The following is a 12,081-nucleotide window of genomic DNA, read 5'->3' as shown; positions in this document are numbered from 1 at the left end:
AAAAGTTACTGAATAATTACTTTTTGTCTTTAGGGCGTTTAGCACCATATTTAGATCTACGTTGAGTTCTTCCTTCAACACCTGCAGTATCTAATGCACCACGTACGATGTGATATTTAACCCCTGGTAAATCTTTTACCCTTCCACCTCTAACTAATACTATCGAGTGCTCTTGAAGATTGTGCCCCTCTCCTGGAATATACGCGTTAATCTCGTTACCATTTGTTAACCTAACACGAGCAACTTTACGCATTGCTGAATTTGGTTTTTTTGGTGTTGTAGTATAAACACGCGTACAAACTCCACGTCTCTGAGGACAAGCCGTCAAAGCAGCCGATTTACTCTTCTTAGTTATTTTGGTTCTTCCTTTACGAACTAATTGTTGAATAGTTGGCATACTAATTAATTACTTGTTTTCGTTTGTATTTTTACTATTAATCTCTATTTTTAAGAGTGTGCAAATGTACGATTAATTTCTAATTAATCAAATATCAACAAGTTATTTTTAAAACTCAAAACAGAATCAACTTTAATTCTATTGATTTTAATGTACTTTAGCCTTTATTTTCAAACGTTGAAAACACTAGTATTTTTTTCTTTTTTTATAACAATCTTAAATTCCAACCATCTTCTTGCTCAAAAGAAGATAATTAAAATTATCCCTAATGATTCTGCACATCAAAAAATCATTGATAACATATTTCCAAAAGAATTAAAAGCTAAGAACAATCATAACTATCTAAAGGATTCAATTTCTGAAGCCCTAAAGAACTACGGATATTTCTACCACAAATTAGACTCTATTAAAGAAATAGAAAACAAAAAACTCTTTTACATAAATTTGGGCAAACAAATAGATTCTGTAAGAATATCCACTTCAGATAAAAATATCACACTTCACATATCTGAATTAAAATCTTTTCTCCAAAAAGTTAATGACAATTTAGAAAAGAAGGGAAAATCTTTTTCAAAAACAAAACTGACAAATATACAGCTAAACAAAAACATACTTAAAGCCAAACTTACCATACATACTTCTCAAAAAAGGACTTTAGATCGTATTATCATAAAAGGTTATGATAAATTTCCTAAATCTTATTTAAGACATTACCTTAGAATAAAGAACAAACCTGTATTTAACAAAGACCTCATAAATCAAATTTCTCAGAACTTAAAAGGAATCCCTTTTGTAAATGAAATTCGAAATCCAGAAATTCTTTTCTCGAAAGATTCCACAGTAGTTTACCTATATTTAGAAAAAATAAAGAACAGTAGTTTTGACGGGCTACTTAATTTCAGTTCTGATGATAATTTCTCAATTAGCGGTAATATTAATTTAGAATTAAATAACATATTGAATACTGGTGAATCTTTTAATCTTAATTGGAATTCTAGTGCAGATGATAGACAAAATCTAAACTTAAAGACTTTCATTCCCTACCTATTTAATTCACCTATTTCTAATCAAACTTATTTTGAAATCTATCGTCAAGACAGCACTTTTTTAAATTCAAAATTAAATACGTCCTTATTATATGATTTTAATCCAAAAACCAAAATAGGAGTATCTTTTGAAACACAAACTTCTACTAATACTTTAACCGAAATAAACAACTCGATCTCTAATTTTTCTTCTTCTTTTATTGGATTACTATTTTCGTTTAAAAGTTTGCGTAAAAATCTTTTTAACGAACCCAAATTCACATTTCAAATACAATCTCTTTTAGGCTCGAGAACAGATGATATGGATGCAGTACAAAATCAAATCAAACTGAATTTTTCAGGCTCCTACACATATAATTTAAATCAGAAAAATGCTATTTACATTAGAAATGAAAGTAACTTTTTATTCTCAAATAATTTTCTCCTAAACGAAACCTATAGATTTGGTGGTGCTAATTCTTTCAGGGGAGTAGACCAACAAAGTATTTTATCTTCTAAATATTCATTTGTTAACATTGAATACCGGCTATTAACTTCAAACAATTCCTACTTATATTCTATATCCGACATAGGAGTTAGTCAAAATATTTCTAAAAAGACCGAACATCTCTTTAGTTACGGACTAGGTTACTCCTATATAAGAAAAAGAACCAATATTAATATTTCGATTTCAAAAAGCAATCAGAAAAACAACAGCAACAATGGATTAAACCTAGCAATTACTTTTAAAAACTATTTTTAAAAAACCTTACTTTTAACAGAACCTTTAAAATATTTATATTTTATTAACTGTTTTTATTGTTTCTTTAAATTTATTTTAAGATTTTAGCTACAATTAACCAAATAATTGTAAATAATGAAAACAAAATTTAAAGGCATGTTAACGCTTTTAATAGCGTTTGTTGTGCATATTTCTTTTGCACAAATCAAAATGATTTCAGGTGCTGTTTCGGATGATTCCGGACCACTCCCTGGGGTTTCAATTCAAGTTAAAGGCACCAATACTGGTACTGAAACTGATTTCGATGGAAAATATTCCATCAAAGCTAAAGCTGGAGATACATTAATATTCAGCTTTGTTGGTATGAAAACTACAGAAAAAGTAGTAGGCAATTCAAATTCTCTTAATGTTGTATTAGCTAGTGATAATGTTCTTGATGAAGTAGTTGTAACTGCTCTTGGTTTATCTAAACAAGAAAAAGCAATTGGTTATGCTATACAAACTGTTAGAGGCGCAAAAATTGATCAAGCTAAGGAACCCAATCTTGTAAACTCCTTACAAGGCCAAATTGCTGGTGTACAAATTCAAGGAACCGCTTCTGGCTTAGGAGGATCTTCTAGAATCACCATACGTGGTGCTAATTCTTTTTTAGGTGAAAACCAACCTCTCTTTGTTGTAGATGGAGTACCAATAAGCAACGCCAGCTACTCTTCCAACTCTCAACAAAGAGGCTTTGGTGGTGGTGCATATGACTACGGAAATGCTGCTTCTGATATTAATCCCGCTGATATTCAAGATATGTCAGTTTTAAAAGGTGCAGCAGCTACAGCATTGTATGGAGCTAGAGGTGCCAATGGTGTCATATTAATTACAACTAAAAGAGGTAAGAATAAAACAAGTATTGGTATAACTTTTAATTCTAGTGTTACACTTGAAAGCGTGAGAAATTTAATACCTGTACAAACTGTCTATGGTGGAGGAACAACATTCCCAACTACAAGTGGGTTTGATGAATTTATTCAAGACGGAATCAGATATTTAGCTCCGAATTATTCTAAGGATGGCTCATGGGGACCTAAATTTAATGAAAATGTTTTAGTTAGACATTGGGATTCTTGGGATCCAAATTCACCAAACTACAAAGAAGTTAGACCATGGACAGCTCCTAAAAATGCTTATGATAATTTTTTTGATACAGGTATTACTCTAACAAATAGTATAGCGCTAGATGGAGGTAATGACCAAGGGACTTTTAGAATTTCTTACACAAATTTAAATGTCGAAGGTACAATGCCAGAATCTAATTTAGAACGAAACACCTTCTCTTTAAACACTGGCTATAATTTAAGCAACAAGTTAGAAGCTAGTGTTTCTGCCACTTATACTAAAACTGATGCAAAAAACAGAAATGTCACAGGTTACAATAATGGTAATCCTCTACAAGCATTTACCCAATGGTGGCAATCAAACCTTGATGTTGAGCGATTAAGAAGTCAACAAAACACTTCTGAAGGCAATCAATATACATGGAATCCTAAAGGATTAAACATCGTTAATGGGGTTTTTCAATCTTTCGACCCTACACCTAATTTCTTTGATAATCCTTTCTGGGTTAGAGAAAACTTTTTACAAGAGGACACCAGAAATAGGGTTTTTGGTAATATAAACCTTAATTATCAATTTACAGATAATTTAAGTATTGCTACTCAATTTGGTACTGACTTATTTCAATTTAGCATAAGAGAAGGTATTCCTTTACGTTCAGTTGATGGATCAAGATACGAAGAAACTGAAAGAAAATTCCAAGAAACCAATATGGAAGTAAGATTACAATATAATAATGACCTTACTGATGAACTCTCTATTAATGCTATCTTAGGAGCTAATAGAATGCGCCAAACATCTAAAAGATTAACAGCTCAGACTGTTGGAGGAATTGTGATAGATAGATTTTTCAATATTGAAAATTCAGCTGATAATGCACAAACTGACACTTTTGAAAGCAATAGAGGTATTAACAGTATATTCGCTTCTGCTTCTTTAGCATGGAAAGATATGTTGTTTTTAGATTTAACAGCTAGGAATGACTGGTCATCAACACTTCCTGAAAAGAATGCGAGCTTCTTCTACCCATCTGCATCTATGAGCTTTGCTTTGTCCGAAATCAAAGGCATAAAAGAAAGTAATGTAATCAATTTTGCAAAAATCAGAGCTAGTATTGCACAAGCTGGTAATGACGGAGATCCTTATTCGCTTTCTCCAGTATTCAATCCTATAACTCCTAATTTTGGAGGTAATCCATTATATCAGGTACCCAATTCTAGGCAAAATCCCGATTTAGTAAACGAATTAACTACTGAATATGAAATTGGTTTTTTAGTAAAAATGTTCCGAAATAGATTAAACTTAGACTTTGCCTATTACGATAGAACTACTAAAGATCAAATATTTAACGTACCTTCTTCTGCTGCTACAGGGTTTACATCTCGTTTATTAAATGCAGGTGAAATGAGAAATTTTGGTTTTGAAATTCAACTATCTGGAACACCTATTAAAACTGATGATTTTTCATGGGATTTAGGCATCAACTTCACTAATCAGAATAATGAAGTAGTTGAGTTATTAAAGGATGAAAATGGAGACACCATAGTTGAAAGTATAAATCAAGGAACTACTTGGGCAGCTGAGTTAAGAATCCAAGAAGGGTTCCCTTTTATGGCTATTTTTGGACAAGATTTTATTTATGATGAAAGTGGTAATAGAACAGTGGATGATACTGGTAATTATTTATACACTGATGATAGAGTATTTCTCGGCTCAGCTTTGGCTGATTGGACCGGAGGTTTTAACACCTCTTTCACTTATAAAAATTTTACTCTTTCCGCTCTTTTTGACTTTCAAGTAGGAGGAACTATTCATTCTACCTCTCTACAATGGTCTAAATTCTCAGGAGTAAATCCTGAAACTGTATCTTACAACGGAGAAAGTGATATTAGGGCAAATGGACTTGTATTACCTGGCGTAAAACAAGATGGAACTCAAAATGACATCAGAATAGATGCGCAAACTTTCTTTTCTGATTTTAGAAAAGCAGCTCCAAATATTTTTGACGCTAGCTTCATCAAGTTTAGAGATGTGAGATTAAGCTACAATTTCCCTTCTAAAATCATAGAGAAAACACCTTTTACCAACCTAAACCTAAGTGCATTTGGTAGAAATTTGGCAATTCTTCACTCGAATATCCCTTATTTAGATCCTCAAGTTGTAACTGGTTCTGGTAATGCACAAGGGTTAGAGAATGCTCAAATCCCTGCTACTAGATCTTTTGGTTTTAATTTAACAGCAAAATTTTAAACTAAAAAAATGAAAAAAATAAACAAATACGCACTTATTTTTATAACTGCTTTACTGATCGGTTGCGATAAAGAATTATCGGAACTAAACATCGATCCCAATAATGCTATAGCCGTACCTCCTTCTACCTTGCTTACTACTGCTCAATACAATTTCTACACCTTAATTCAAGGGGTAGCAATAAACGCTGACTGGGGCAATCTAATGGTTCAACAATGGTCTCAAAATGAATTTACCGAAGATAGCAGATACAGACAAGATATAAATACGTTCAATGGGACTTGGCAAACAATGTATGCTAGTATACTAGCAGAATTATCTCAATCTAAAAAGTTAGTAGATGACATAGAAATTCCTGTTAATATAAAAAATAACCAAAAGGCTATTATTGATGTAATGTCAACCCAAGTATTTGGTTTTTTAACTGATGGATTTGGTGCTATTCCTTACACTGAAGCATTAGGAGATTCTCCTTTACCTGCATATGATTCCCAAGAAGTAGTTTACAAAGAAATGCTTTCTACCTTAGAAAATGCTTTATCTAATTTTTCTACTTCTTCAAGTTCTTTCGATAGTGGAGAAATAATTTTTAATGGTGATGTTTCTAAATGGATCAAACTAACCAACTCCCTCATGCTTCGTTATGCTATGAGGATAGCAGATGTTGACGCTGATACCGCAAGAAAATATGTGATTGCTGCTTCAAATAATTTAATTTCAAGCAATTCCGAAAATGCTTTATTTGTATTTGAAGAGAGCTTACCTAGGGCTAATCCTTTACACAGAAATGCTAGTCCTCAAGGTGGAAATAGAGATGATTATGCTGTCTCTGAACTTCTAGTAACGACTTTAAATTCCTTAGGAGACCCTCGATTAGAAAAGTATGCCAAACCCAATAATGCAGGAATATTTGCCGGAATGCCTTTTGGACTTAGTGATAATGATGCTTCTGTATTAAAAGCAACTACCTCTAGACCCAATGATGCAGTTAGAGAAGCTACAACACCTCATGTGATAATATCATACGCAGAAGTGCAATTCTTGTTAGCTGAAGCATACGAAAGAGGTTTCTTATCAGGCAATGCATCTGATGCATATAACCAAGGCATTACTGCTTCAATGAACTATTGGAACGTCACAGACACAAATGCTATAAATACTTACTTGATCAATAATCCATACAATACTGCTAATTGGAAAGAATCTATAGGCATTCAAAAATGGTTAGCACTATACATGAATGGTTTTGAAGCGTGGAATGAATGGAGAAGACTCGATTTTCCTCAATTGTCAGCTCCAGCTGCGGCAGATATAAGTACAATTCCTGTTAGAATGCCTTACCCTTTATCTGAAACTCAAACTAATTCTAGTCAACTATCAAAAGTTACATCTACACCTGGAAGTCTGACTGAAAAAGTATGGTGGGATGTAAATTAATTATCATTCTAAATTAAACGTATTAAAACCTTTGGGAAATTTCTCAAAGGTTTTTTTATGTAAATTCAATCACACTAATCCCTTCCACATCTAACTTTATTAGTTTAAGGTTTCTCTTCATTTTAAAATTAAATAAAACCTGACCATCAACCCCCTAAGGATTTTTCAAAAAAAACCTCACTTTTAACAAAAACATTGAACTATTTATGTTAAATTAACTATTTCAATTGTTTTTTAGAGTTTAATTTAAGACTTTAGCTGCAATTAACTCAAATAATTGTAAAAAAATGAAAACAAAACTTAAAGGCATTTTAACGCTTTTAATAGCGTTTGTTGTGCATATTAGTTATGCACAAACTAAAACGATTTCAGGTGCTGTTTCGGATGATACCGGACCTCTCCCTGGAGTTTCAATTCAAGTAAAGGGGACTAATACCGGTACCGAAACTGACTTTGATGGAAAGTACTCAATTAAAGCAAAACCAGGAGACATTCTTATTTTTAGTTTCGTTGGTATGCAACCTGTAAGCAGAACTGTGGGGAGTTCATCTACTATTGACGTTACATTAAAACAAGATAATGTATTAGAGGAAGTAGTAGTAACAGGAGTTGCATCTGGTACTTCAAGAAAAAAAATAGGGGTAGCCGTAAACTCTGTAAAAGCTGAAGACCTTCAAGATGCAGGTGCACAATCTATAGATCAGGCACTTCAAGGTAAAATTGCAGGTACTGTAATTCAATCTACTTCTGGTCAACCTGGACAACAACAAAACATCGTATTAAGAGCTATTGGTAGTTTAAACTCATCTCAACCAATGATTTTAATAGATGGTATTGAAGTATCTAGCTCTCAAAACAGTGTTGGTGGAGCTTCTAATTTAAGTTCGAGACTGTCTGACATTGATTTTACCAATGTTGAACGTGTTGAAACAATTTCTGGTGCAGCAGCTGGTACAATATACGGAGCTCAGGGGGCTAATGGGGTAATCAATATTATAACTAAAAAAGGTAAAGCTGGTAAAATCAAAATCAACATCAACACAAATCTTGGTATTAATCAAGCTATTGCTGATGACAGAATGAGAAGAAGTACATTACATAGATATTCTACTAATGCACAAGGATTAATTGTTGACACATCTGGAACTCCTGTTACACAGTTAAATGGATCTGCTCAATATTTAGCTGTAGATGTTAACGAAAGAACTGTAGGGACGACACAACTAGGATCGCAAGGTATCAATGATACTCCTTTCGCTGAACAAACATTTGACGCTACTGATGTATTATTTAAAAATGCATTGAGCTTAAGATATGGGGTTTCAGCTTCTGGTGGCTCTGATAAAATTCGTTATTTAGTTTCAGGAAACAAAACACAACAGGAAAGTGTTTTAGTTGTAGGAGAATATGTCAAATATGACGCGCGTTTAAACCTAGATTTTGATGTTGCAGATAATTTACAAATTACCACTCGTTTTGATGTAATAAATAGCGCTAACGATACAGGTACAAATACTGATAATGCAAATGCGAGTAACTTAATCAATAATGTATTTCAAAATCTACCTCATGTTGATTTATTCAATAGGAATAGTGACGGAGAACTTACAGTTGCACCTGACGCCACAGACCCTAACTCTGTTAACCCTTTCTTTTTCAGAGAAATTCAAAACAGATTAGATCAAGTCAACAGATATATCACAAATTTCAACATCCAATACCAACCTTTTGAAGTTTTAAGTTTAAACGCTAAATATGGGTATGATAGTTATGTACAAAATTTTTCTTTTTTTCAAGAAAATCAAGCTTCTCATATTCAAGCACAACAGATACCAACAAACAGAAGAGGAGCTATTAACAATTTAGATACTCAAGAATATTTTCAAAACTTACTGTTATCCGCTAATCTTGCATTAGACTTTGAAAAAGACTTGAACATATCTGCTCCTATCACTTCTACCACCACTTTTAACTTTGACTGGAGAGATCGCTTTTTTAGACAAACTACCACATCTGGTATAAACTTACCAGAAGGAGAATTCGGACAATTCAATGTTAATCAAGCAGCAACAAAAGTATTCGGAGGCGTTTTAGAACAACCTTTTAGAACATTTGGTTTTTTAATCAATCAAAAGTTTGATTTTGGTTCTATTGCAGGTTTCTCTGCTGGTTTAAGACGTGACAAATCAAACCGATTTGGTAGCGGAAAGAGTTTTACCTTCCCTAGGTTTGATGCATATGTTAATATTTCTGAGTTATTAGAATCAGATACCGTTAGTGGTTTAAAACTAAGAGCAGCTTATGGAGAAGCTGGTATCCAACCTTTATTCGGTCAAAATTTATTCACTTTTCAGCTAACTACTGTAGGAAGTGAAACAATCGCTAGCTTACCTTCTACGGTAGCTAATCCTGACCTTGATGTAGAAATTGCGAAAGAATTCGAAGTCGGTACAGATTATCGCTTTGATTTCAAAAATGAAAGTCCATGGCTTAACTCCATAGATGGATCTATAAACTACTTTGATAGAAAAACAGAGGGAGCTATATTTGACCTAGGATTAGCAACAAGTTCAGGTACATCAGCAATCTCTGACAATGCTTACGAAATCAGCAGTAATGGTATAGAAGCTTCTTTAAACATAAACACTTACAAATCCGAAGATTTTAGTTGGGATTTCGGTTTACGCTTTACCAAATCTAAGGCTACTTTAGATAAGATTGCTAATGGCTTACCAGTTGTAGTTGGTGATTTCTTCGTTTTAGAAGAAGGTCAAGAAATTGGAGCTTTCAATGTAAGAAAGGTAGTTACTAGCTTAGACGAAACAGACTCACAAGGAACACCAATAATTGCAACTGCAGATAGAGATAACTTTACAGTTGCAAGCTCAGGCTATGTAGTAAACAAAAACACAGGTAGAGCTGTAATTACCTCTGAAACTCAAACACTAGGAAGCACACAACCTGATTTTGTAATGACATTTTTAAATGATTTCACATTTAATGATTTTGTTTCAATGTCTATACAATTAGACTGGTTTCAAGGTATGGATGTCTACAATAGAGCTAAACAGTGGTTATACAACAATGGGCTACATGAAGAAACTTCTATCCCAGTTACTATAGAAGACCCAACAGGAACCAACCAAACTGGTGCATTTGTTTCTTATTATACTTCTTTATACAACACCAATGTTCCCACATCTCACTTTATCGAAGATGGTTCTTTTTTACGACTTAGAGACATTAGTTTTAAATTTAAGTTGAATAACTTAATTAAACTTAAAGAAGTAGAACAAATCACCCTTACCTTATCAGGAAGGAATTTAATTACTATTACTGATTATACAGGATTAGACCCTGAAGCCGCCAGAGGGTTTGGTAACACTTTTCAAAGAGGGTTTGACGAATTTACACATCCAAACGTAAAAAGTTATAATGTAGGTCTTAATATTACATTCTAAAAATTGAAAGAAATGAAATCTATTAATAAAATATCTCTGATATTACTAACCATATCAATTATATGGGGTTGTGAAGACAACTTACTAGACACCAATATTGAACCAATAAACAATAATTTACCTGCTTTAAGTTCATTGAATTCTGTAGATGGACTTACTACGTTTTCAAGGTCAATGTATGACTTTTTGGCTACAGATGATGTGTTTCAAGACATTGGCAACGAAAACGAAAGTCCAATGCTATGGTTTACTTATGGATATCACGAAACCATGGGAGACGTAATGACCATGCCTTGGGGTAACTTCGGCGGACGTTGGGTAAACCAAGCGGCCTCTGTTACTCTAGACGATGGATCTGTTGTTAATCCTCCAGAAGGAGGTCCTCAACCTGGAGAAATAGCAAAACGAAATGATAGAGCTGCAGGTAGCGATAATGCAATTCAATACGAATGGCGTGACATGTACAGTTTGATAGTTCAAGGGAACACTGTTATTAGAGCTCTACAAGACTTATCAGCTACAGACGCTGAAAAACAAGCATTCAATGCTTGGGCCACTTGGTGGAAAGCTTATGCATATCATAGATTAGGTTCTTTATACGAACAAGGTGTAATCAATGAAAATAATATTATAGATAATCCTAACCCAGTAACATCTAATACTTTTGTTGCTAACACACAACTTATAGAAAAGTCTAACTCACTATTAGACGAATTATCAACAATAATAGGATCAATCTCAGATGATGACGCATTTAATTCTAGGCTTTCAAATTTACAATTAGCTTATTTGAGATCAGATGCTGTTATCACTAAAAACAACTTGATTGAGAATATCAATACTTTAAGAGCTAGAAACTTAATCTACAATACAAAAGTTATAGACATGAGCAACGCCAATTGGAATGATATCATATCTTGGACCAATTTAGGAGTTTCTAATAATAGAAATGCGTTTATCATGAAGACCGAGTCAACTTTTATTGGTGAAAATTGGTTACCTGATGCTGTTTTTGGCTTTTGGTATTTCCCTAGCGATCGTTTAATACAAGATATCAATCCTGGAGATGAGAGATTAGATCGTTATTTCACAAATACAAGAAGCGGTTTCCCTTTCCCTAACCCAAGAGGTAGAGGAATACATTATGGAGCGAGTTACTTCTGGAAAGATTCTCAAATAGCATCAACGAATCTAGGACAAGTAACTATGTTCTATGCTGGATCATATGAAGAAAATCAATTACTATTAGCTGAAGCCAAAGTTCATACAGGTGACATCGAAGGTGGTTTAGGTCATCTTGATGCCGTAAGAAATTTTCAAAATTCTGGATTACCTGCAACAGTGGGCACAATGCTAACTGAAGAACAAGCTCTAGAAGAAATTAGAAAAGAAAGACGTTTAGCTTTAATTATGAGATCTGTTTCTTTTTATGACGCTAGACGATATGGTGTGGCTGCTGGTTCTAGGACTGGTGCTAGAGTTCTAGATACCGATGGTAATTTAAACACCAATGCGACAATTAATTATGGATACTTAGAATATTGGCCTGTTCCAACGTTTGAAAGCGACTTCAACTCCACAAGTCCTACTCCATTATAAAATTTAATCATTAGTATTAAAAGAGGTTGTTAAAGCAACCTCTTTTTTTTAATAGCATAAATTTCC

Annotated in this window: 6 protein-coding genes; 5 read left to right on the top strand and 1 reads right to left on the bottom strand. The window is 33.5% G+C overall.

Translation table 11 applies throughout. The features are described from left to right. Positions 1-16 precede the first annotated feature (16 nt). The gene (gene rpsL / locus BVC87_RS11825; RefSeq protein WP_075342596.1) at positions 17-397 is read right to left on the bottom strand and encodes a 30S ribosomal protein S12; all 381 of its coding nucleotides are present in this window, start codon (positions 395-397) and stop codon (positions 17-19) included. A gap of 177 nt (positions 398-574) precedes the next feature. Here rpsL and BVC87_RS11820 point away from each other — a divergent pair, with 177 nt between their 5' ends. The 5 genes from BVC87_RS11820 (at position 575) to BVC87_RS11800 (ending at position 12,015) form a co-directional block, all read left to right on the top strand. Beyond that, positions 575-2,185, top strand: a complete 1,611-nt coding sequence (locus tag BVC87_RS11820) for a BamA/TamA family outer membrane protein (RefSeq protein ID WP_075342595.1) — start codon at positions 575-577, stop codon at positions 2,183-2,185. A 114-nt stretch (positions 2,186-2,299) separates the two neighbouring features. Next, entirely contained in the window at positions 2,300-5,518 is a 3,219-nt protein-coding gene (locus BVC87_RS11815; protein ID WP_075342594.1) for a SusC/RagA family TonB-linked outer membrane protein, read from the top strand. A gap of 9 nt (positions 5,519-5,527) precedes the next feature. Then, positions 5,528-6,955 (top strand): SusD/RagB family nutrient-binding outer membrane lipoprotein, encoded by a 1,428-nt coding sequence (locus BVC87_RS11810; RefSeq protein ID WP_075342593.1) that lies wholly within the window; start codon positions 5,528-5,530, stop codon positions 6,953-6,955. 287 nt (positions 6,956-7,242) lie between these two features. Further along, positions 7,243-10,416, top strand: coding sequence for a SusC/RagA family TonB-linked outer membrane protein (locus tag BVC87_RS11805; RefSeq protein ID WP_075342592.1), 3,174 nt, complete (start codon positions 7,243-7,245; stop codon positions 10,414-10,416). Between the two features lie 12 nt (positions 10,417-10,428). Beyond that, on the top strand, positions 10,429-12,015 hold the full coding sequence (locus BVC87_RS11800) for a RagB/SusD family nutrient uptake outer membrane protein (protein ID WP_075342591.1): 1,587 nt from the start codon (positions 10,429-10,431) through the stop codon (positions 12,013-12,015). Positions 12,016-12,081: the final 66 nt, after the last annotated feature.

This window comes from Tenacibaculum agarivorans (genome assembly GCF_001936575.1).
GTDB classification, from domain to species: domain Bacteria; phylum Bacteroidota; class Bacteroidia; order Flavobacteriales; family Flavobacteriaceae; genus Polaribacter; species Polaribacter agarivorans.
Note: the sequence above shows the minus strand (reverse complement) of the source record. Positions and strands in the feature narration are given on the sequence as shown.

Bases quoted from the DNA above. Each gene is read 5' to 3' on its own strand.
- rpsL (WP_075342596.1), bottom strand. From the start codon at position 397: ATGCCAACTATTCAACAATTAGTTCGTAAAGGAAGAACCAAAATAACT.
- BVC87_RS11815 (WP_075342594.1), top strand. From the start codon at position 2,300: ATGAAAACAAAATTTAAAGGCATGTTAACGCTTTTAATAGCGTTTGTT.
- BVC87_RS11810 (WP_075342593.1), top strand. From the start codon at position 5,528: ATGAAAAAAATAAACAAATACGCACTTATTTTTATAACTGCTTTACTG.
- BVC87_RS11805 (WP_075342592.1), top strand. From the start codon at position 7,243: ATGAAAACAAAACTTAAAGGCATTTTAACGCTTTTAATAGCGTTTGTT.
- BVC87_RS11800 (WP_075342591.1), top strand. From the start codon at position 10,429: ATGAAATCTATTAATAAAATATCTCTGATATTACTAACCATATCAATT.